Genomic DNA, 22,478 nt, shown 5'->3' on the forward strand with positions numbered 1-22,478 from the left:
TTACAGGAAGCGTATCGTGTCGCCGACCTCGATGCTGGCCGGTCGATCCACCGTGCAATAGACGCCGAGATTGTGCGCGTTGTGGCGAACCAGATTGCGCAGGATCGCCGGATCGTTTTCGAAGCCATCCTGGGCGATGATGGTGAAACCGCAGCGGCGGCAGGGTTCCGAGATGGTCAGCAACAGGTCGCCGATCGCCAGCTTGCGGCCGATCCATTCCGTCTCGGGAAACGCCCCTTCGATTGCCGCCATGTCGACGACGATGTTGGGGCGAAAACGGCGCGGATCGGGGGTGCCTTCCGGATGCAATGCCTTCAGGCGTGCCAGCGACGCCGTGGTCAACAGATGGATCGGCGCCTTGCGATAACGCTCCGCCGTCAGCGGGCCGGAATAGTCAGGCGCGGCATTCTCCCAGCGAAACGGCCGGATCGAGGCCTCGAAGCCAAGATAGGCCGACACCGCGCGGTCGCTCTCGATCCCCGGCGCAGCCAGCCAGCCGCCGCCCGGAACGGCGATCTCGAGTTCGCGGGCCGGCGACAGCCGGGTGCGGATGCGCGGCACCTTGTGCCATTTCGCCTCGCGGTCCGGTCGTGCGATCTCGTTGTCGGTGGCATCGACCAGACCGAACAGGCGGTCGCCGTCGATGCTTTCCGAACCGACAAGGATCGCATCGAGCCGTTCGCCGGCGAGCGAGCTCGCCGGATAGCGCCAAAGCTCGGTGACGGAACCCAGTGCAGTCCCGGTTTGCATCAAGCCTTCTTGTTCTGCCGGTTGGCGATCAGGTCTTCGACGACGGCCGGGTCGGCCAGTGTCGAGGTGTCGCCGAGGGCTGAAAAGTCGTCCTCGGCGATCTTGCGCAGAATTCGGCGCATGATCTTGCCCGAGCGCGTCTTCGGCAGGCTAGGCGCGAACTGGATCTTGTCGGGCGAAGCGATGGCGCCGATCTCCTTGCGGACATGAGCGATCAGCTCCTTGCGCAATTCCTCGCCGGGCTGCTCGCCGGCCATCAGCGTGACGTAGCAGTAGATGCCCTGGCCCTTGATGTCGTGCGGGTAGCCGACGACGGCGGCTTCGGAAATCTTGTCGTGGCTGACCAGTGCGGATTCGACTTCGGCCGTGCCCATGCGATGGCCGGAGACGTTGATGACATCGTCGACGCGGCCGGTGATCCAGTAATAGCCGTCGGCGTCACGGCGGCAGCCATCGCCGGTGAAGTACTTGCCCTTGTAGGTGGAAAAATAGGTCTGGATGAAGCGCTCGTGATCGCCGTAGACGGTGCGCATCTGGCCGGGCCAGGAATCGGTGATGCACAGATTGCCGTCGGCCGCCCCCTCCAGCACCTTCCCCTCGCCGTCGACCAGCTGCGGCTTGACGCCGAAGAAGGGCCGCGTCGCCGAACCTGGCTTGAGGTCGGTGGCACCCGGCAGCGGCGTGATCAGGATGCCGCCGGTCTCGGTCTGCCACCAGGTGTCGACGATCGGCACCTTGCCGTTGCCGACGATGTTGAAATACCACTCCCAGGCTTCCGGGTTGATCGGCTCGCCCACCGAACCCAGCACGCGCAGCGATCTGCGCGATGTCTTGGTGACATGCGCATCGCCAGCGCCCATCAGCGCGCGCAGAGCCGTCGGCGCGGTGTAGAAGATGTTGACCTTGTGCTTGTCGATGACGTCCCAGAAGCGCGACTGCGACGGATAGTTCGGCACGCCTTCGAACATCAGCGTGGTGGCGCCGTTGGCGAGCGGGCCGTAGATGATGTAGCTGTGGCCGGTCACCCAGCCGACATCGGCGGTGCACCAGTAGATGTCACCGTCATGGTAGTCGAAGACATATTGGTGCGTCATCGAGACGTAGACAAGGTAGCCGGCGGTGGTGTGCAGCACACCCTTCGGCTTGCCGGTCGAGCCGGAGGTGTAGAGGATGAACAGCGGATCCTCGGCTTTCATCTTCTCCGGCTTGCATTCGGCCTTCACCGTCGCGACTTCGTCGTGATACCAGACGTCGCGTCCCGGCGCCCAGCCGACCTTGCCGCCGGTGCGGCGCACGACGACGACGTTCTTGACCATGACGAAATTCTTGGCGGCGATGTCGATCGCCTTGTCGGTGTTTTCCTTAAGCGGAATGGCCTTGCCGCCGCGCAGGCCTTCGTCGGCAGTGATGACGAAGGTCGATTCGCAATCGACGATGCGGCCGGCCAGCGCATCCGGCGAAAAGCCGCCGAAGACGATCGAGTGGATGGCGCCGATGCGGGTGCAGGCCAGCATCGCACAGGCGGCTTCCGGGATCATCGGCATGTAGATGGTGACTCGATCACCCTTCTTGACGCCGTGCTTCTTCATCACATTTGCGAGCCGGCAGACATGCTCGTAAAGCTCGTTGTAGGTGATCTTCTTGTCGTCGTAGGGATTGTCGCCTTCCCAGATGATGGCGGTCTGGTTGCCGCGTTTCTTCAGGTGCCGGTCGATGCAGTTGACCGAGACGTTGGTCAGCCCGTCCTCAAACCATTTGATCGAGACCTTGCCGTCGAAGGAGGTGTTCTTGACCTTGCTGAAGGGCTTGAACCAGTCGATGCGCTTGCCGTGCTTGCCCCAGAACTTGTCCGGGTTCTTGACGCTGTCGGCATACCATTTCAGGTAGGTGTCATTGTCGATCAGCGCGTTTTTCTTCCACGCCGGCTGGACGCGATGGACATGAACCTCGGACATTTCTGACTTTCCTCCCGAACCAATCCGCCGGCTTGAAACGCCGGCGGGGATCGCGACTAGGCTGCCGCGAATTCGGCGGCATTATTACCAGTTCGTCTGTCATCGCAATATTAGACGTTGGATTCGCGCGGCGGGATGCCGCAGGTGGTTTCTCCGGGGCTGTCAGCACTCGGACAAGCTTGCTGCTAACTGCATGTTTTCGCGCGGAAAACCTGTTTTCGATCAGGAAAAATCAATAGACAGTTAAGCAACGGCGCGCACACTCTGACGTTGGGAGGAAAGGAGACTCAACCAGGGACCGCCCGAGGGGACTGCCATGCGCGACCATTCCGAAATGGACCTGATGCTCAAAGGCTATGGCTTGACCACGGCCAAGATTCTTTATCATTTCCCCGATCACCCGCATCTCCTGCAGAGCTTCATCTGGCAGGACTATGATCTGGCGCCGCAATTTCCGGTGCTGATCAAGTTCATCGAGTTCTGGAAGGCCAAGCTGGACGGGCCGCTGCATTCGATCAGCTACACGCACCATAAGCTGATCGCGCCGAATGAATGGCGCAAGGTCGACGGCGAGTTCGTGGTTCATTGAACGGCGGCAAGGCCGCCGTTCAGTTCGATTGCAAGTTTCAGACCGCCGGCGGGTTGAGCCGGGCGAAACCTTCCTGCCGCCAGTACGGGAAATACGGGTAGGGCGCGGTGACTTCGCTTGCCGCATCGAGTGTCCTGATCTGCTCCGGCGTCAACGTCCAGCCGACGGCGCCGAGATTCTGCCGTAGCTGTTCCTCGTTGCGGGCGCCGATGATGACCGACGACACGGTCGGGCGCTGCAGCAGCCAGTTGATCGCGATCTGCGGCACGGTCTTGCCGGTTTCCTCAGCCACCGCGTCGAGGGCATCCATGACCCGGTAGAGATGCTCGTCCTCGACCGGCGGCCCGAAATCAGCTGTGTCGTGCAGCCGGCTCTTTTCCGGCAAGGGCTGGCCACGGCGGATCTTGCCAGTCAGGCGGCCCCAGCCGAGCGGGCTCCACACCAGCGCGCCGACGCCCTGGTCGAGGCCGAGCGGCATCAGCTCCCACTCATAGTCGCGGCCGACCAGCGAATAATAGACCTGATGGGCGACATAGCGCGGATAGCCTTGGCTGTCGGCTTGCGCCAACGACTTCATCACTTGCCAGCCGGAGAAGTTGGAGATGCCGACATAGCGCAGCTTGCCGGCGCGCACGAGCTCGTCCAGCGTCGACAGAACCTCCTCGATCGGTGTGCCGGCATCGAAGGCATGCAGCTGCAAAAGGTCGATATAATCGGTGCCGAGACGCTTCAACGCGGCGTCGACCGACCTGATCAGCCGCGAACGCGACGAGCCGTAATCGGCCGGGCCGTCGCCCATCGGCAGCGAGGTCTTGGTCGAGATCAGCACGGCGCCGCGGCGGCCTTTTATCGCTTCGCCAAGCACCTGTTCCGAAGCCCCGTTCGAATAGACGTCGGCGGTGTCGAACAAATTGACGCCGGCCTCCAGGCAGATATCGATCAGCCGCCGCGCTTCCCTGGCGTCGCTGTTGCCCCAGGCGCCGAACAGCGGGCCGGAACCGCCAAAGGTTCCCGCGCCGAATGAGAGTGCGGGCACTTTCAGGCCCGATGCGCCGAGACGTCGATAGTCCATCTTTTTACTCCTGGTTGTGTGGGTGTTGAAAGCGGTTTTGCCGAGGACGGCTACGACCGGACGGAGGCAGGCGCGCCGAGCGCGGCGGTGCGATCGAGACGCAGCGCCAGTCCCGCCACACCGAGTGCCGCGAGCGGCAGCAGGGCGGCGACCCAGGTGAGTGAACCCAGACCAAGCCCATGGGCAATGACCGCGCCGCCAAGCCAGGCGCCTGCCGCATTGCCGAGATTGAAAGCGGCGATGTTGAAGGACGAGGCGAGGCTCTGGCCCGCACCTTGCGCCTTGTCCAGCACCCACATCTGCAGCGGCGCCACGGTGGCGAAGGCGGCGGCGCCGAGCAGGCCGACATAGATGACGGCCATCACCTGGCTGTGGATGGCGAAGGTCATGGTTGCGAGCACCAGTGCGAGCACCACGAGACTGCCCAGCACGGCCGGCACCAGCCAGCGGTCGGCGACCTTGCCGCCGGCGAGATTGCCGGCGATGAGACCGCCGCCGAAGACGAGCAGGATCGGCGACACGGCCGCTTCCTGGAAGCCGCTGATCCGCGTCAACACCGGAGCGATGTAGGTGAAGACGGCGAAGACACCGGCGTAGCCGAGCACGGTGGTGGCAAGACCAAGCAGGACGGGCATGCGGCGCAGAACGGCGAGATCGGCGCGCAGGTCGCTCTTTTCGGGCGCCGTCTGGCTGCGTGGTACCAGAGCCAGGATGACGGCGAAGGCCGCCAGGCCGACCGCGGTCACCACCCAGAAGGTCGTCCGCCAGCCGAAAGCTTGGCCGAGCCAGGTGCCGAAGGGCACGCCGAGGATGTTGGCGATGGTCAGGCCGGTGAACATCAGCGCGATCGCCGAGGCCTTCTTGTTGGGTGCGACCAGCCCGGTGGCGACGACAGAGCCGACGCCGAAGAAGGTGCCGTGGGCAAAAGCGGTGATGATGCGGGCGCCCATCAGCGTCCAGTAGTCGGGCGCCAGCGCACAGGCGAGATTGCCAAGCGTGAAGATCGCCATCAGCGCCAGAAGCACGGTCTTGCGTGGCCAGTTGCCGGTGGCGATGGTCAGCAAGGGGGCGCCGATGACGACGCCGAGCGCATAGCCCGAAATGAGCTGGCCGGCGGCCGAGATCGAAACGCCGAGATCCTTGCTGACATCGAGCAGCAGACCCATGATGACAAATTCGGTGACGCCAATGCCGAAGGCACCGGCGGCAAGCGCGTAGAGAGCAAGAGGCATGGCGGTTTCCACTTCGATGTCGAAGAGCGCCGTCCCGCGCCCCGACCCAAAAGATCGTGCGGCCATGCATTGTGAACCAGACTTGCCTTGGGCACATTTTCTGTGAAATAGATTCACAAATGGCCAGACCCGACATCAATCGCTCCGGCGAGATCGAAGTGTTCGTGCGCGTCGTCGAGGAAGGCAGTTTTTCCTCCGCCGCACGCGCGTTGCGGATGACGCCGTCGGCGGTGAGCAAGCTGATCGCGCGGCTGGAGGCCAGGCTTGGCACGCGGCTGGTCAGCCGTTCGACGCGAAAGCTGCAACTGACCCCGGAAGGCACGGCGTTCTACGAGAGCAGCCTGCGCATCCTCGCCGACATGGCGGCGGCCGAGCAGGAGGCAGCGGCGGGCGCGGCACCGCGCGGGCGGCTGCGCGTCAACACCTACGTGCCCTTCGGGGTGCACCGGCTGATCCCGCTTCTGCCGGGCTTCCTCGAACGCTACCCGGAAATTTCGGTCGATCTGGTGCTGACCGACAGCGTCATCGACCTGATGGCGGAACGCGCCGATGTCGCCATCCGTGCCGGCCCGCTGAGTGAGTCACGGCTGGTGGCGCGCAAGCTCGGGCAAAGCCCGGTGGTGGTCGTTGCGGCACCTTCTTACCTCGAGACGCACGGCATACCGCTGACGCCAGCCAATCTCGACAGGCACAACCGGATGGGCTTCGGTTTTGTTCGGCATGTCGATGGCTGGCCGTTCGTCGACGCGGCCGGCAACCCCATCATGGTTCCGATCACCGGCAACACTCTGGTCAGCGATGGCGAGGCGATGCGGCTGATGGCGCTGGCGGGCGCGGGCATCGCCCGGCTGGCCCGTTGGCATGTTGCGTCCGATATCGCCACCGGCCGGCTGGTGTCGCTGCTGGAGGCATTCAATCCCGGCGACGAGGAGCCCACCCACGCCGTCTATGTCGGCCAGGGCCGGCATCTGCCGGCGCGGGTGCGCGCCTTTCTTGATTTTCTGGGGGAGAGTGTACGACTGACCTGACATCTCGGGAGTCACGGATTCCCGAGATGTCAGTGTGGGCTGTGTTTATGCTTTCGGCGTGAACGGCGCCGGGCGTCGGCCCGCTGCCTGACGCTCCAGCATCCAGCCGGGATATTCGGACGGCAGGGCGCTGACCTCGTCCAGACGAACCAGATCGTCGGTGTCGAGCTTCAGCTGGGTCGCGGCAAGGTTCTGCTCCAGCTGCTCCATGCGGCTGGCGCCGATGATGACGCTCATCACGAAGGGCTTGGCCAGGACATAGCCGAGCGCCACCGTGGCGACGCTCACATCATGCTTTTTGGCGATTTCGCGCATGACGGCAACGGCCGCCCAGGCGCGATCCTCATTGACCGGTGGGAAGTTGAAGCTGGCGCGACGGCCTTCGCCATTACCCGGAGCGCCGGGGCCATATTTGCCGGACAGCAAGCCGCCGGCCATCGGCGACCACACCATCAGGCCGAGCTTCTCCTCGTTAAGCAAAGGCACGATTTCGCGCTCGAGGTCGCGGCCGGCGATCGAATAGTAGGATTGCACGGTCTCGAATCGGGCAAAGCCCTTGCGCTCGGCGATGCCGAGCGCCTTGGCGATGCGCCATGCAGCCCAGTTGGAGACGCCGACATAGCGGACCTTGCCGCTGGCAACCAGATCGTCCAGCGCCCGCAGCGTCTCGTCGATCGGCGTCACCGCGTCGGTGCCGTGCAGCTGATAGAGATCGATATGGTCGAGTTGCAGCCGCTCCAAGCTGGCGTCGACCGAGTCCATGATGTGGCCGCGTGACGAGCCGCGCTGGTTGGGGCCTTCGCCCATGGCGCCATGCGCCTTGGTGGCGATGACCACGTTCTGCCTGTTGACGTCGAGATCCCTGAGCGACTGGCCGAGCAGGCGCTCAGATTCGCCAAAGGAGTAGACGTCAGCCGTGTCGAAGAAGTTGACGCCGGCGGCGAGCGAATGGGCAACGATCTCGTTGACGCCCTTCTGGTCGAGGCTGGCGATCAGGCCCCATTGGGCATTCTGGCCGGCGGCGCCGAAGGTCATGGTGCCGAGGCAGAGTTCGGAGACGAACATCCCCGTATTTCCAAGCTGGTTGTAACGCATGGTGGAGGCTCCAGAGAGTTTGTGATGGCACAAAGCAAATAGGAACGGTACGTTTCGTTTCTAGTCCTGGAGCAAAGAGCCCGCCGAGTTGGCCTAAAGGCCGTTGCCTCTCAGCGACTGCCGAAGATCGCCGACCCAACCCGGACGCTGGTGGCGCCGAAGGCGATCGCCGTCTCGTAGTCGCCGGACATGCCCATCGACAGTTTGGCGACGCCGGCCTCATGCCCAAGCTTTTCCAGCAGGGCGAAGTGGGGGCCGGGGTTCTCGTCGGCCGGCGGGATGCACATCAGGCCTTCGATGGCGAGGCCATGCACATCGCGGCAGCGGGCGACGAAAGCCACCGCCTCGCGGGGCTCGATGCCGGCTTTCTGCGGTTCGGAACCGGTGTTGACCTGGACGTAGAGTCTTGGTGCGCGGCCCTGCCTGGCGATCTCCTTGGCGAGTTCGGCGGCGATCTTCTCGCGATCGACCGTTTCGATGACGTCGAACAGCGCTACCGCTTCCCTGGCCTTGTTGGATTGCAGCGGGCCGATCAGATGAAGTTCGATATCCGGAAATGCGTCCTTCAGATCAGGCCATTTGCCTTGCGCTTCCTGCACGCGATTCTCGCCAAAAATGCGCTGGCCGGCCTCGATGACGGGGCTTATCTCGGCGGCGTCAAAGGTCTTGGAAACCGCGACCAGCGTCACCGCGCCAGCATCCCGCCCGGCCTCCTGCTCCGCTGCGGCGATCTTCGCCTTGACCGCGAAAAACTGCTGAACGACATCGCCCATATGCAAATCCTGCTGTTTTGTCCGGCGTTTTTGTCAGACGCGATACCCATATGGTTGACGGGTTTGCCAAACCATGGTGAACACCCGGACCACATTCCCTGAACTGCCGAGCTCTCGCCCGCGGTTCGCGCATGCTTTTAAGTGAAAAACGTCCCATGGCAACCGAACGATACAATCCGCGCGCGTCAGAGCCCAAATGGCAGAAGGCTTGGGACGCCAAGAAGCTGTTCGAAGCGCACAATGACGATCCGCGCCCGAAATACTACGTGCTGGAGATGTTCCCCTATCCGTCGGGGCGCATCCATATCGGCCACACCCGCAACTACACGATGGGCGACGTGGTGGCGCGCTACAAGCGGGCCAAGGGTTTCAACGTGTTGCACCCGATGGGCTGGGATGCCTTCGGCATGCCGGCCGAAAACGCGGCGATGCAGAACAAGGTCCACCCCAAGGAATGGACCTATCAGAACATCGCCACCATGCGCGAGCAGCTCAAGGTCATGGGTCTGTCGCTGGACTGGGCGCGCGAATTCGCCACCTGCGACGTCGACTATTATCACCGCCAGCAGATGCTGTTCCTCGATTTCGTCGAGAAGGGGCTGGTGACCCGCAAATCCTCCAAGGTCAACTGGGATCCGGAGGACATGACCGTGCTCGCCAACGAGCAGGTCATCGACGGGCGCGGCTGGCGCTCGGGTGCGCTGGTCGAACAGCGCGAACTGACGCAGTGGTTCTTCAAGATCACCGACTTTGCACAGGACCTGCTGGATTCGCTCGACGGCCTCGACGAATGGCCGGAAAAAGTGAAGCTGATGCAGCAGAACTGGATCGGCCGCTCGGAAGGCCTGCTGATCCGCTGGCCTCTGGCTGTTCCAGACGCTGGCAAAATTGGCAACGGCGAGCATGAACTGGAAGTCTATACGACAAGGCCCGACACCATTTTCGGCGCTTCCTTCATGGCTGTCGCCGCCGATCATCCGTTGGCCAAAAAAGCCGCCGAGAGCAATCCGGCGCTGGCGAAGTTCATCGAGGAAGTCCGTCATATGGGCACCTCGGTGGCGGCGCTGGAGACGGCTGAGAAGAAGGGCTTTGACACCGGCATCCGCGTCGTCCATCCGTTTGACGACTCATGGACGCTGCCTGTCTATGTCGCCAATTTTGTTTTGATGGAATACGGCACCGGCGCCATCTTCGGCTGCCCATCCGGTGACCAGCGCGACCTCGACTTCGCCAACAAATACGGCCTGCCGGTGATTCCGGTGGTGATGCCGGAAGGCGAGAATCCGGCGACGTTCCAGATCATCGATGAGGCCTATGTCGACGACGGCGTGATGATCAATTCGCGCTTCCTCGACGGCATGAAGCCGGATCAGGCTTTCGGCGAGGTGGCGAAACTGCTGGAGCAGAAGACCATCGGCAACCGGCCGATGGCCGAGCGCAAGGTGAATTTCCGCCTGCGCGACTGGGGTATTTCGCGCCAGCGCTACTGGGGCTGCCCGATCCCAATGATCCATTGCGAGGATTGCGGCGTGGTGCCGGTGCCGAAGGCCGACCTGCCGGTCAAGCTGCCCGACGATGTCGATTTCGACCGGCCGGGCAATCCGCTCGACCGGCATTCGACATGGCGGCATGTGAAATGCCCGCGATGCGGCAGGGACGCGCGGCGCGAAACCGACACGATGGACACGTTCGTCGATTCGTCCTGGTATTTTGCCCGCTTCACGGCACCGTGGGCGCATGAACCGACCGATCCCAAGGCGGCGAATGAATGGCTGCCGGTCGACCAGTATATTGGCGGCATCGAGCACGCGATCCTGCACCTGCTCTATTCGCGCTTCTTCACCCGCGCCATGCGTGAGACCGGCCATGTCGATCTGGCCGAGCCGTTCAAGGGCCTGTTCACGCAAGGCATGGTGGTGCACGAAACCTATCGCGTCGGCTCGGCATCGAACGGCCGCTGGTTGGCGCCCACCGAGGTGCGGCTGGAGGATATCGACGGCAAGCGCAGCGCCATCGACATCGCCACCGGTGAGGCCGTCACCATTGGCCCGCTCGAAAAAATGTCGAAATCGAAGAAGAACACGGTGAGTCCGGAAGACATCACCGATGGCTACGGCGCCGATACGGCGCGCTGGTTCATGCTGTCGGATTCGCCGCCCGAGCGCGATGTCGAATGGACCGACGATGGTGCCGCCGGCGCGCATCGCTTCATCCAGCGCATCTGGCGCCTGGTGTCGACGGCGGCCGAGACGCTGGCCGGCATCAAGCCCGCGGCGGCTGGCAGTGGCGAGGCCGCGGTGGTTTCCAAGGCCGCGCACAAGATCCTGAAGGCGGTCGGTGAGGATATCGAGAAGCTCGCTTTCAACCGCGCCATTGCCCGCATGTACGAACTGGCCAACGCGCTGACCACGCCGCTCAACGAGGTGGCCGAAGGCAAGGCCGATGCAGCGCTGAAAGGCGCCTGCCGGCAGGCGGTGGAGGTTCTCGTGCATCTGATCGCGCCGGTCATGCCGCATCTGGCCGAGGAGTGCTGGGAAACGCTCGGCGGCACCGATCTGGTCGCCGAACGGCCGTGGCCGGTCTTCGATCCGGCGCTGGTCGTCGACAACGAAGTCACCTATCCGGTACAGGTCAACGGCAAGAAGCGGGGGGATTTGACAATTGCCCGCGACGCGGACCAAGGTGCGGTCGAAAAAGCGGTATTGGCTCTCGACTTCGTGCAGAAAGCACTCGAAGGCAAGGCTCCGCGCAAGGTGATCATCGTGCCGCAGAGGATCGTCAATGTCGTTGCCTGAGCCGGAAAAGACAGAGTTGAGCCGTTTGCTGCGCCGCATCGCGCTTGCCGGCCTGGTCGGCTCGCTCGCGCTTGTCTCCGCCTGTACGGTGCGGCCGCTCTATTCGAGTGCGCCGCTGTCGGGTTCGCAGGCCAGCGCCAGTGCCGAACTGGCGTCGATCGCCGTCAAGCCGGTCGGCTCGCGTTCCGGCCAGCAGGTGCGCAACAATTTGATTTTTGGGTTTGGACGAGGCGCCGGCGAGCCGGCCTCACCGGCCTATTCGCTCACTCTGGGCGTGACCGAAGCCGTCGAGTCCTCGGCACTTGTGCAGGTGGGGACTGACCAGGACGAGCCGACCGCCGGTTCCGTGACGCTGACCGGCACCTATACGCTGACCGATGCGAAGGCCGGTGTGGTGATCGCATCCGGCAAGCGTTCAATCACCTCGTCGTTCGACAGGCCGCGTCAGGAATTCGCCGCATACCGGGCGCAGATCGACGCCGAGAATCGCGCCGCGCGCGAATTGGCGGAGGCGCTGCAACTGTCCATTGCCCAGGATCTGGTCAGGCACAGCAAGACGGCTGGCTAGCACGGCTCATCGTTTCACGGAAACGGCCTGGGCCCCAAGCCTTATGGGATGATCGTGAGACCACGATCAGATTCCCGAATCGAGATCGTCCGGCATCGCCGCGAAGATACGCCATCAGTCCCCAGCACAGCGAGCGCGCCACCGGCGGGTGGGCTGTGAGATGACGATCCGGCCGCGTCGCTCGCAGAGGCTGTCACGCCGATTTTGCTGCCCAATGATCGTCGGCGATCCATCCGGGAAGCAACTGTTAACCACTCGCTCCCTATTGCTCGGCAGACATTGCAGAGTGAGTCTTGAGAATGGAAGCCAGGCGTTTTTCCCGGGTCAATTTGTTGAAGGCAGCATCGCCCGATGATCCCGAGGGGAAGCGTTTCGACGGCATCAACGACAAGGGCGGTCAGCGAATTTCTTCGACCCCGACAGGCACTCTTGATCGCCCGGCGCACAAGAGACTGGATGGCCGGCAGCCCGGGACGCACCAGGCCGGCTATTCCGGGCCGGTTGTCGATCTCGGCGGCAACAAGCGACCCTATATGGAGCCGAGGGGTAGCTCGGCGGCGAGCAACGCGCCTTCGAAAATCGGCGATATTGAAAGTCCTGCCTGGCAAGAATATTTCTTCCTCGCGCCCAACGTGCGGTTTACCCGCACACCAGACTATGAGGCCAAGAAGAATCGTCCGCAGCACGAGCGCGTCGTCGAGCAAGGCGACGCAGACGCGCTCCCAACGCAGCAAGCAACCGCGCAATCCGTGGTCGGCGTACCCTCGCTCCTGGCATTGCCGGCGTCGGTGAAAAGCCCTGCCTCCCAGCCGCTGGCCGGCCGCGGAGTCCCAACACAAAGGCCGTCACCGCCCGCTGCGGCTTTCGTTCCCCCGGGGCGCGCCAGAGAGAAGGCGCCAGTCGTTGCGCCAATGACGATCGCAACGGGACGAGCGTCCACGCGCGCGGTTGCCGCTCCGGGCGCCTCGATCAAACCAGCCACTCCCGAAAAGCTGCGCTGGCCCTATCTTTCTGATCACGCCTTCTTCGAGGCCATGGCGCCCTATCTGGTCGATGTTTCGTCCCAGGCCCGTCAGACCAGCCCAGCCTCACCTGCACCGGTCGCGGCAGTGCCTGTCGCCGTTGCGCGGGCCGACATCCGCTCGCCAACAGTGACCGATGCCACCTCACTGTTTCGTGTCATCGAGTGCCTTCCGGGCCAGGCCTCGAAACCGTTGCCAGACGTTTTGCCGGCTAATTCGAACGAGGCTCTCGCTCAGCCTGAAGTACCAGCGAGCAACGCGTCACCGCAGGCCCAGCCCGCTGCAATACCCGCTGCGGCGCGCGATGCCGCTCCCGCCCTGGCAAATGTAGACGCCACCGTCAGGGTTGCGGCCGCGCGACCTTCTTCACGCCTGCCTCGGACCGGCAAGACTGTGCCATCAACGTCGGGCGATCTCTACGAGCTTCCCCCGGAAGACCTGTTGCAGCAGCCACCGGAGGGACAAGGCTTCTACATGTCGCAGGAGCGGCTCGAGCAGAACGCCGATCTGTTGGAAAGCGTGCTCGAGGATTTCGGTGTGCGCGGCGAGATCATTCATGTTCGCCCCGGCCCGGTCGTCACGCTCTATGAATTCGAGCCGGCGCCGGGCGTCAAATCCTCCCGTGTCATCGGGCTTGCCGATGATATCGCCCGCTCCATGTCGGCGATTTCGGCGCGCGTCGCCGTCGTGCCTGGCCGCAATGTCATCGGTATCGAGCTTCCGAACGAGACGCGCGAAACCGTCTATTTCCGGGAGCTGATCGAATCGGAGGGCTTCCGCAAGACCAACTGCAAGCTGGCGCTTTGTCTCGGCAAGACGATCGGGGGCGAGCCTGTCATCGCCGAGCTGGCAAAGATGCCTCATTTGCTCGTCGCCGGAACCACCGGCTCCGGCAAGTCGGTTGCCATCAACACCATGATCCTGTCGTTGCTCTACCGGCTGAAGCCGGAAGAATGCCGGCTGATCATGGTCGATCCCAAGATGCTTGAACTCTCGGTCTATGACGGCATCCCGCATCTTCTGACGCCCGTCGTCACGGACCCCAAGAAAGCCGTCACCGCGCTCAAATGGGCGGTGCGCGAAATGGAGGACCGTTATCGCAAGATGGCGCGGCTCGGTGTGCGCAACATAGATGGCTACAACGAGCGCGCCGCCGCTGCCCGCGACAAGGGCGAAACCGTCGTCATGACCGTACAGACCGGCTTTGAAAAGGGCACCGGAGAGCCGCTTTTCGAACAGCAGGAAATCGACCTTGCGCCGATGCCCTACATCGTCGTCATCGTCGACGAGATGGCCGACCTGATGATGGTTGCCGGCAAGGAGATCGAAGGCGCGATCCAGCGTCTGGCGCAGATGGCGCGCGCTGCCGGCATTCACCTGATCATGGCAACGCAGCGCCCCTCGGTCGATGTCATCACGGGCACGATCAAGGCCAATTTCCCGACCCGGATTTCCTTCCAGGTGACATCTAAGATCGACAGCCGCACCATCCTGGGCGAGCAGGGCGCCGAACAACTGCTTGGCCAGGGCGACATGTTGCACATGATGGGTGGCGGGCGCATTTCCCGCGTTCATGGTCCCTTTGTTTCCGACGCGGAGGTCGAGCATGTCGTCGCGCATCTGAAGGCGCAGGGCCGCCCCGAATATCTGGAAACCATTACGGCCGACGAGGATGAGGAAGAAATCGAAGACGACCAGGGCGCGGTCTTCGACAAAGGATCCGTTGCAGCCGAAGACAGCGATGCCATCTACGATGAGGCGGTCAAGGTGGTGGTGCGCGACAAGAAGTGTTCGACGTCCTACATCCAGCGCCGCCTCGGCATCGGCTACAACCGCGCCGCATCCCTCGTCGAGCGCATGGAAAAGGAAGGATTGGTCGGCGCCCCCAACCATGTCGGCAAACGCGAAATCATCATGGGCCGGCGTCAGCAGGCGACCGCGCCTGACCAAGACAGCGCGGATTGACCGGTAGGCCCCTTGGCGGGGTGGCTTCGTCTAAAGCGCATTAAAAAAGGCCGGTTGCCCGGCCTTTTTGGTTGAAAGTGGCGCGGCTTCAGCCGATCTTCTGGCCGGTCTTGGCCCAGTCGGCGAGGAACTGTTCCAGGCCCTTGTCGGTCAGCGGGTGCTTGACCAATGCCTTCAGGGTCGCCGGCGGCGCGGTCACGACATCGGCGCCGATGAGCGCTGCCTGCTTGACGTGGTTCACGGTGCGAACCGAAGCGACCAGGATTTCGGTCTGGAAATCGTAATTGTCGTAGATCTGCCGAATCTCCTGGATCAGTTCCATGCCGTCCGAGCCAGTGTCGTCGACGCGGCCGACGAAGGGCGAGATGAACGAGGCGCCGGCCTTGGCCGCCAGCAGCGCCTGATTGGCCGAAAAGCACAGCGTGACGTTGACCATACGGTTCATCTGCGTGCGGATCGTCTTGCAGGCCTTCAGTCCGTCGAGCGTCAGCGGCACCTTGATGCAGACATTGGGCGCGATCTTGGCCAGCACCTCGGCCTCCGCCATCATGTCCTTGAATTCGGTCGCCACGACCTCCGCCGAGACCGGACCTTCGACGATATCGCAGATCTGCTTGGTGACGTCGGCGATCTTGCCGCCCGATTTGAGGATCAGCGACGGATTGGTGGTAACGCCGTCGAGCAGTCCCAGATCGTTCAGTTCATGGATATCCTTGATGTCGGCGGTGTCGACAAAAAATTTCATGGCGGGTCTCCTGAAGATTCTTATGTGCATGCCATGCACATTCGGGGTCGGACTTTGATCTAGACCAAAGTCAGGGCAAGGTCACGCCTCATGATCGAAGATTCGCCCTTTGTCGCAGCCGCACCGGTGCTGGTGCCGATGCCCACCGAACGCCCCTACACCTATGCCGTGCCGGCCGGCATGCGCGTGGTGCCGGGCTCGATCGTGCGCGTGCCGCTCGGTCCGCGCCAGGTCGCCGGCATCGTCTGGGACGGCGCGGTCGAGAAGGTCGACGCGAAGAAGCTGCGCCCCATCGAACAGGTCTTCGACTGCCCGCCGATCGACCGCGCCATGCGCCGTTTCGTCGACTGGGTGGCGCAATACACGCTGTCGCCGCCGGGCATGGTGGCGCGCATGCTGCTTCGGGCGCCGGAAGCATTCGACCCCGAACCGTGGATCGAGGGGCTGCAGCGCACGCTTCTCGCACCCGACCGGATGACGGGCGCCAGGGAACGCGTGCTGGAGACGGCCGAGGGCGGGCTTGCCTGGACGCGATCCGGCCTCGCCCACGCCGCAGGCGTGTCGTCGACGGTGATCGACGGCCTGAGGGCGCAAGGCGTGTTCGAGACGGTGATGATCCCGCCGCGCCCGGTGGTGGCCGCGCCCGATTCCAGCTACGCCATACCGGAGCTGATGCCGGACCAGAGCGACGCCGCTCTGATGCTGCGCGCCAATGTCGCAGCCGGCGTGTTCAATGTCGCGCTGCTCGACGGCGTCACCGGTTCGGGCAAGACGGAGGTCTATTTCGAGGCGGTGGCGGCCGCGCTCGACCAGGGCAAGCAGGTGCTGATCCTGCTGCCGGAGATCGCGCTGACGCATGCCTTTCTCGAGCGCTTCCAGCAGCGCTTCGGCGCCAAGCCCGGCGAATGGCATTCCGACCTGCCGCCGCGGATGCGCGAAAAAGTCTGGCGGCAAGTGGCGGAGGGCGGCGTGCGCGTCGTCGCCGGCGCGCGCTCGGCGCTGTTCCTGCCGTTCAAGGAACTCGGCCTGATCGTCGTCGACGAGGAGCACGACCCTGCCTACAAGCAGGAGGATCGCGTCTTCTACAATGCGCGCGACATGGCCGTGGTGCGCGGCCATATCGGCAGCTTTCCGGTGGTGCTGGCGTCGGCGACGCCGTCGGTCGAAAGCCGGGTCAACGCCAGCCAGGGTCGCTACAACAGGGCCGTTCTTTCCGCCCGCTTCGCCGAGGCTGCTCTTCCCCATCTGAAGGCGGTCGACATGCGACGCGCACCGCCAGCGCGCGGCGGCTTCCTGTCGCCGGCGCTGCTCGACCAGATGCGCCAGACGCTGGAGAGGAAGGAGCAGTCGCTGCTGTTTCTCAACCGGCGCGGCTATGCGCCGTTGACGCTGTGCCGGGTCTGCGGCCACCGCTTCGGCTGCCCAGTCTGCTCGGCCTGGCTGGTCGAGCACCGTTTTCGCGGCCAACTGGTCTGCCATCATTGCGGGCACAACGAGCGCCGTCCCGAAGCCTGCCCGGAATGTGGCACGCTGGATCATCTGGTCGCCTGCGGACCTGGTGTCGAGCGCATCGCCGAAGAGGTCGTCACGCATTTCCCGGACGCGCGCACCATTGTGCTGTCATCCGACTTGATGGGCGGTGTACGGCGGCTGCGGCTGGAACTGGAGGCGATCGCTGATGGCGAGGCCGACATCGTCATTGGCACGCAGCTTGTCGCCAAGGGCCACAACTTCCCCAACATGACCCTTGTCGGCGTCGTCGATGCCGATCTCGGCCTTGCCAATGGTGATCCGCGCGCCGCCGAGCGCACCTTCCAGCTGCTTAGCCAGGTCACCGGCCGCGCCGGCCGCACCGGCAAGAAGAGCCTTGGCCTGCTGCAGACCTTCCAGCCCGACCATCCGGTGATGCGGGCGATCGTCTCCGGCGACGCCGAGGCTTTTTACGAGCGCGAGATCGCCGAGCGCGAACGGGCTGCCCTGCCGCCTTTCGGCCGGCTCGCCGGTGTCATCGTCAGCGCGGTGACGCGGGCGGAAGCCGAGGGCCATGCACGCGGCCTGCGCCGCGCCGCGCCAGAGGCCAGCGATCTGTTCGTGCTGGGGCCAGCCGAGGCGCCGCTGTCCTTGCTCGGCGGCCGTCACCGTTTCCGCCTGCTGATCCAGGGCGAACGGCGCGCCGACATGCAAGGCTTCATCCGCGCCATGCTGGCCAACGGACCGAAGCAGCGCGGATCGATCAGAGTGCAGGTCGATATCGACCCGCAGAGCTTTTTGTAAGGTTGCGCTTTCAGCGATAGGCTGCCCGCAAGCCAGCGAGGAATGGAAGATCATATGAAAACCCTTGGCCTTCTGGGCGGCATGAGCTGGGAATCGACGGCCATCTACTACCGCCTGCTCAACGAGATCGTGCGCGAGCGGCTGGGCGGCCTGCATTCGGCCAGGCTTCTGCTGTGGTCCTTCGACTTCGCCGAAATCTCCGAGCGGCAGCATCATGGCGACTGGGACGGCGCCGGCGTGCTTCTCGTCGAAGCGGCGCGCAAGCTCGAGGCCGGCGGCGCGGAAGGTCTGCTTTTGTGCACCAACACCATGCACAAACTGGCCGACCAGGTGCAGGCGTCGGTTTCGATTCCGCTGATCCACATCGCCGATGCCACCGCGGTGGCGGTCAAGCGCGCCGGCATGCGGCGCCCGGCGCTGCTGGCGACGCGCTTCACGATGGAGCAGGATTTCTACAAGGGTCGGCTCGCCGAGAAATATGGCTTGAGCCCCGTCGTGCCCGATGCCGCCGGGCGCGACATGGTCCATCGCGTCATCTACGAGGAATTGTGCCAAGGCATCGTCACCGAAATCTCGAAGGCGGCCTATATCGCCGAGACGGAGCGCCTGCGCCGCGAAGAGGCCGCCGACAGCGTCATCATGGGCTGCACCGAGATCACCATGCTCATCGGCCAGCCGGATTTCGACATTCCGGTCTTCGACACGACGCGCATCCATGCCGAGGCGGCAGTGGAATTCACGCTCGGTTGATGCGCTTCCAGCCCTTTGTTCTGACGCAATTCCCAAGGGAAAGCGCTATGCGCTTTTCCCGGGAAAGCCGCTTCCCACTTTTCCTGGTATTGCTTTGAAAGTGCCGGGAGTCATCTGGCGCGGCGTTTTTCCTCCGCTAGAATGCCCGGAATTTCAAAGCAGGCATTTCGAGGGGACAGTATGGATTTTGCGCTTCCGTGGCCGACGAGCCAGGGCGAATGGCTGGCGTGGTCGAGCGCCCTATGCACCGTGCTGCTCGGGCTTTTGTTCTTTCTGGCACCTAGCCTCGCCTTCCGTGCCCTGCGCTTGCAAGTCAAGCCCGAGAAGGCTGCGGCGATCGCCGAGGGACGCGGCCGGATGTCGGGCTTCTATCTCGGCGTCGGCCTGTGCTGCATCCTCTTGGCGCAGCCGCTGATCTACATGGCGCTCGGATTCTCCTGGCTGTTCACCGCCTTCGGCCGGCTGCTGTCGATGATGTCGGATGGTGCCAACACGCCTTTCAATTGGGTTTCCATCGTGGTGGAATTGGTGCTGGCGGCATTGCCGCTCGCCTTCGCCTTCGGCTTTCTGCCTTGAATCGTTGGGTATTCCGCGATGGAAGGCGGGTGACTTTCGCCGGATGCGACAATAGTGCCTGAAAACCATGCGGGACGACGCATTGCGGTCTTAAAATGCCTGTGCTAGACGGCAATCGACTTTCGGCCGGGGATAGCGGAAGCCGCGCCTCCGTGCTCGAAAAAATGCAGTAAGGTCAAAGATTTAGCCAGAGTTTTTGCTCGCGCCAACAATCTGCGGCCTGTCAGACAAGAGAAAAGACGGTCCGTGGCTCAATCGTCATCGCCAATCTCAGGTGTCGCAGAACGCTATGCGGGTTCGCTGTTCGAACTCGCCCTGCAGGCAAATTCCGTGGCCAAGGTCGAAGCCGACCTCAACAGTTTCGAAGCCATGCTCGCGGGCAGCGCTGATCTTACCCGGCTGATCAACAGTCCGGTGTTCTCCAGCGAGGACCAGGCGAAGGCCATCGCGGCGATCGCCGACAAGGCCGGGATCGCCGGCCTCACCGGCAATTTCCTGCGCGTCGTCGCCCGCAACCGCCGGCTGTTCGCCATTCCCGGCATGATCAGGGCATTCCGCCAGATCGCCGCCGAACATCGTGGCGAAACCGCTGCTGAAGTGACGTCGGCGCATGAGCTGACCGCTGCCCAGCAGACCGAACTCAAGGCGGCGCTGAAGAGCGTTGCCGGCAAGGACGTGGCCATCTCCGTCACCGTCGATCCGTCGCTGCTCGGCGGGCTGGTGGTCAAGATGGGCTCGCGCCAGATCGATACGTCGCTCAAAACCAAACTCAATTCGCTCAAGCTTGCACTGAAAGAGGTCGGCTGATGGACATCCGCGCCGCGGAAATTTCCGCAATTCTGAAAGACCAGATCAAGAATTTCGGCAAGGAGGCCGAGGTCTCCGAAGTCGGACAGGTGCTGTCCGTCGGTGACGGTATCGCCCGCGTCTATGGCCTCGACAATGTCCAGGCCGGCGAGATGGTCGAATTCCCCGGCGGCATCCGCGGCATGGCGCTCAACCTCGAAGCCGACAATGTCGGCGTCGTCATCTTCGGCGCCGACCGCGACATCAAGGAAGGCGATATCGTCAAGCGCACCGGCGCCATCGTCGACGTCCCCGTTGGTCCGGGCCTGCTCGGCCGCGTCGTCGACGCGCTCGGCAATCCGATCGACGGCAAGGGTCCGATCAAGGCGACCGAACGCAAGCGCGTCGACGTCAAGGCGCCCGGCATCATTCCGCGCAAGTCGGTGAACGAGCCGATGTCGACCGGCCTCAAGGCCATCGATGCACTGATCCCGGTCGGCCGCGGCCAGCGCGAGCTGGTCATCGGCGATCGCCAGACCGGCAAGACCGCCATCATCCTCGACACGATGCTCAACCAGAAGTCGGTGCACGACAACGGCCCCGAGAAGGAAAAGCTCTACTGCGTCTACGTCGCCGTCGGCCAGAAGCGTTCGACCGTCGCGCAGTTCGTCAAGGTGCTGGAAGAGCGCGGCGCGCTCGAATATTCGATCATCGTCGCCGCCACCGCTTCCGATCCGGCACCGATGCAGTTCCTGGCGCCGTTCGCCGGCTGCACCATGGGTGAATATTTCCGCGACAACGGCATGCACGCGCTGATCAGCTATGACGATCTGTCGAAGCAGGCTGTCGCCTACCGCCAGATGTCGCTGCTGCTGCGCCGCCCGCCTGGCCGCGAAGCCTATCCGGGCGACGTCTTCTACCTGCACTCGCGCCTGCTCGAGCGCGCCGCCAAGCTCAACGACGATCTGGGCGGTGGTTCGTTGACCGCTCTGCCGATCATCGAGACGCAGGCCAACGACGTGTCGGCCTACATCCCGACCAACGTGATCTCGATCACCGACGGCCAGATCTTCCTCGAGACCAACCTGTTCTTCCAGGGCATCCGTCCCGCGGTGAACGTCGGCCTGTCAGTCAGCCGCGTCGGCTCGGCCGCGCAGATCAAGGCGATGAAGCAGGTTGCCGGCTCGATCAAGGGTGAGCTCGCGCAGTACCGCGAAATGGCGGCCTTCGCGCAGTTCGGTTCGGATCTCGATGCCGCCACGCAGCGCCTGCTCAACCGCGGATCGCGCCTGACCGAACTCCTGAAGCAGCCGCAGTTCTCGCCGCTGAAGACAGAAGAGCAGGTCGCGGTGATCTTCGCCGGCGTCAACGGCTACCTCGACAAGCTGCCGGTCAACCAGGTCGGCAAGTTCGAGCACGGCCTGCTCAGCCACATGCGTTCGGCCGGCAAGGACGTTCTCGAAGCCATCCGCAAGGAAAAGGCGCTGTCGGACGATCTGCGCGCCAAGCTGAAGGCCGAGATCGACGCTTTCGCCAAGACCTTCGCCTGAGCGAAGCGCAAGACGGGATCAGGTTTGAAGCATGCCTTCGTTAAAAGACCTTCGTAACCGTATCGCCTCGGTCAAGGCGACGCAGAAGATCACCAAGGCGATGCAGATGGTCGCTGCGGCGAAGCTGCGCCGTGCGCAAGAGGCTGCGGAAGCGGCGCGCCCCTATTCGGAGCGCATGGGTTCCGTGCTGGCCAACATCACCCAGGCAATCGGCGGCGGCGGCGATGCCCCGGCGCTGATGACCGGCACCGGCAAGGATGACGTGCATCTGCTCGTCGTCTGCACCGCCGAGCGCGGCCTGTGCGGCGGCTTCAACTCGCAGATCGCCCGCCTTGCCCGCGACCACATCCGCAGGCTGCTGGCCGACGGCAAGCAGGTCAAGATCATCTGCGTCGGCAAGAAGGGTTTCGACATCCTGCGCCGCGACTATGCAGCGATGATCATCGACCGCGTCGATCTGCGCGAGGTCAAGACACTCGGCTTCGTCAATGCCGATGCGATCGCCAAGAAGGTCATCCACCTTTTCAACGAGGGCGGCTTCGACATCTGCACGCTGTTCTATTCGCAGTTCAAGTCGGTGATCAGCCAGATCCCGACCGCGCAGCAGATCATCCCGGCCGGCCTGGCTTCGGCTCCTGCCGAGGCGATCGAAGGCGGCAACGCCGTCTATGAATACGAACCGGAGCCGGGAGAAATCCTCTCCGATCTCATTCCGCGCAACATCTCCGTGCAGGTTTTCCGGGCGCTGCTCGAAAACGCGGCCGGCGAAATGGGCGCCAAGATGAGCGCCATGGACAATGCAACGCGCAACGCCGGCGAGATGATCAACAAGCTGTCGATCACCTACAACCGCCAGCGGCAGGCGCAGATCACCAAGGAACTTATCGAAATCATTTCGGGCGCCGAGGCGCTCTAGGCGCGGTTCGCGGGTTGTCGACCCGCGACCGGACCGC

18 protein-coding genes are annotated in these 22,478 nt (G+C 63.6%); 11 read left to right on the plus strand and 7 right to left on the minus strand.

Annotated elements, in window-relative coordinates; genetic code table 11:
• Entirely contained in the window at positions 1 to 750 is a 750-nt protein-coding gene (locus tag ASD12_RS13030; protein WP_056586106.1) for an MOSC domain-containing protein, read from the minus strand.
• On the minus strand, positions 750 to 2,705 hold the full coding sequence (gene acs, locus ASD12_RS13035; protein ID WP_056586108.1) for an acetate--CoA ligase: 1,956 nt from the start codon (positions 2,703 to 2,705) through the stop codon (positions 750 to 752). The genes ASD12_RS13030 and acs overlap by 1 nt, the downstream gene beginning before the upstream one ends.
• 316 nt (positions 2,706 to 3,021) lie before the next feature.
• On the opposite strand from acs, the gene ASD12_RS13040 reads away from it, so the two are divergent.
• Positions 3,022 to 3,294, plus strand: a complete 273-nt coding sequence (locus ASD12_RS13040; protein ID WP_056586111.1) for an usg protein — start codon at positions 3,022 to 3,024, stop codon at positions 3,292 to 3,294.
• A gap of 37 nt (positions 3,295 to 3,331) precedes the next feature.
• Here ASD12_RS13040 and ASD12_RS13045 read toward each other — a convergent pair whose 3' ends face one another.
• Together ASD12_RS13045 and ASD12_RS13050 are read right to left on the minus strand one after the other, a co-directional pair.
• Positions 3,332 to 4,366, minus strand: a complete 1,035-nt coding sequence (locus tag ASD12_RS13045; protein WP_056586114.1) for an aldo/keto reductase — start codon at positions 4,364 to 4,366, stop codon at positions 3,332 to 3,334.
• 50 nt (positions 4,367 to 4,416) lie between these two features.
• Positions 4,417 to 5,598: an MFS transporter gene (locus tag ASD12_RS13050; protein WP_056586840.1), complete on the minus strand. Its 1,182-nt coding sequence runs from the start codon at positions 5,596 to 5,598 to the stop codon at positions 4,417 to 4,419.
• A gap of 119 nt (positions 5,599 to 5,717) precedes the next feature.
• Between ASD12_RS13050 and ASD12_RS13055 the strand changes: the two genes are divergently transcribed.
• Positions 5,718 to 6,626, plus strand: a complete 909-nt coding sequence (locus ASD12_RS13055; protein WP_056586116.1) for a LysR substrate-binding domain-containing protein — start codon at positions 5,718 to 5,720, stop codon at positions 6,624 to 6,626.
• Positions 6,627 to 6,671: 45 nt separating this feature from the next.
• On the opposite strand, the gene ASD12_RS13060 is transcribed toward ASD12_RS13055, so the two are convergent.
• Together ASD12_RS13060 and ASD12_RS13065 are read right to left on the minus strand one after the other, a co-directional pair.
• Complete coding sequence (locus ASD12_RS13060) at positions 6,672 to 7,721, minus strand: aldo/keto reductase (RefSeq protein ID WP_056586119.1); 1,050 nt, start codon at positions 7,719 to 7,721, stop codon at positions 6,672 to 6,674.
• 110 nt (positions 7,722 to 7,831) lie between these two features.
• Positions 7,832 to 8,494: a YggS family pyridoxal phosphate-dependent enzyme gene (locus tag ASD12_RS13065; protein ID WP_056586122.1), complete on the minus strand. Its 663-nt coding sequence runs from the start codon at positions 8,492 to 8,494 to the stop codon at positions 7,832 to 7,834.
• Positions 8,495 to 8,649: 155 nt separating this feature from the next.
• On the opposite strand from ASD12_RS13065, the gene leuS reads away from it, so the two are divergent.
• The 3 genes from leuS to ASD12_RS13080 all read left to right on the plus strand — a co-directional run bounded on the left by leuS (position 8,650) and on the right by ASD12_RS13080 (position 14,844).
• Positions 8,650 to 11,289, plus strand: a complete 2,640-nt coding sequence (gene leuS, locus ASD12_RS13070; RefSeq protein ID WP_056586125.1) for a leucine--tRNA ligase — start codon at positions 8,650 to 8,652, stop codon at positions 11,287 to 11,289.
• On the plus strand, positions 11,276 to 11,857 hold the full coding sequence (lptE, locus tag ASD12_RS13075) for an LPS assembly lipoprotein LptE (RefSeq protein ID WP_056586129.1): 582 nt from the start codon (positions 11,276 to 11,278) through the stop codon (positions 11,855 to 11,857). The genes leuS and lptE overlap by 14 nt, the downstream gene beginning before the upstream one ends.
• A 299-nt stretch (positions 11,858 to 12,156) precedes the next feature.
• On the plus strand, positions 12,157 to 14,844 hold the full coding sequence (locus ASD12_RS13080) for a DNA translocase FtsK (protein WP_056586131.1): 2,688 nt from the start codon (positions 12,157 to 12,159) through the stop codon (positions 14,842 to 14,844).
• Between the two features lie 88 nt (positions 14,845 to 14,932).
• Here the strand turns inward: ASD12_RS13080 and fsa are convergent, their stop codons facing one another.
• Positions 14,933 to 15,589 carry a fructose-6-phosphate aldolase gene (gene fsa, locus ASD12_RS13085; protein WP_056586133.1) on the minus strand — a complete coding sequence of 219 codons (657 nt, stop codon included), beginning with the start codon at positions 15,587 to 15,589 and terminating at the stop codon, positions 14,933 to 14,935.
• Positions 15,590 to 15,679: 90 nt separating this feature from the next.
• On the opposite strand from fsa, the gene ASD12_RS13090 reads away from it, so the two are divergent.
• From ASD12_RS13090 to ASD12_RS13115, 6 genes are all read left to right on the plus strand, one after another.
• Positions 15,680 to 17,863, plus strand: a complete 2,184-nt coding sequence (locus tag ASD12_RS13090; RefSeq protein ID WP_056586136.1) for a primosomal protein N' — start codon at positions 15,680 to 15,682, stop codon at positions 17,861 to 17,863.
• 54 nt (positions 17,864 to 17,917) lie between these two features.
• Entirely contained in the window at positions 17,918 to 18,613 is a 696-nt protein-coding gene (locus ASD12_RS13095; RefSeq protein WP_056586139.1) for an aspartate/glutamate racemase family protein, read from the plus strand.
• A 180-nt stretch (positions 18,614 to 18,793) separates the two neighbouring features.
• The gene (locus ASD12_RS13100) at positions 18,794 to 19,189 is read left to right on the plus strand and encodes a DUF4345 family protein (RefSeq protein WP_056586142.1); all 396 of its coding nucleotides are present in this window, start codon (positions 18,794 to 18,796) and stop codon (positions 19,187 to 19,189) included.
• Positions 19,190 to 19,435: 246 nt separating this feature from the next.
• Positions 19,436 to 19,996, plus strand: a complete 561-nt coding sequence (locus ASD12_RS13105; protein ID WP_056586145.1) for a F0F1 ATP synthase subunit delta — start codon at positions 19,436 to 19,438, stop codon at positions 19,994 to 19,996.
• On the plus strand, positions 19,996 to 21,525 hold the full coding sequence (atpA, locus tag ASD12_RS13110; protein ID WP_056586148.1) for a F0F1 ATP synthase subunit alpha: 1,530 nt from the start codon (positions 19,996 to 19,998) through the stop codon (positions 21,523 to 21,525). The genes ASD12_RS13105 and atpA overlap by 1 nt, the downstream gene beginning before the upstream one ends.
• 31 nt (positions 21,526 to 21,556) lie before the next feature.
• Entirely contained in the window at positions 21,557 to 22,441 is an 885-nt protein-coding gene (locus tag ASD12_RS13115) for a F0F1 ATP synthase subunit gamma (RefSeq protein WP_056586151.1), read from the plus strand.
• Positions 22,442 to 22,478 lie beyond the last annotated feature (37 nt).

Source organism: Mesorhizobium sp. Root102, assembly GCF_001425625.1.
Taxonomy (GTDB): Bacteria; Pseudomonadota; Alphaproteobacteria; order Rhizobiales; family Rhizobiaceae; genus Mesorhizobium.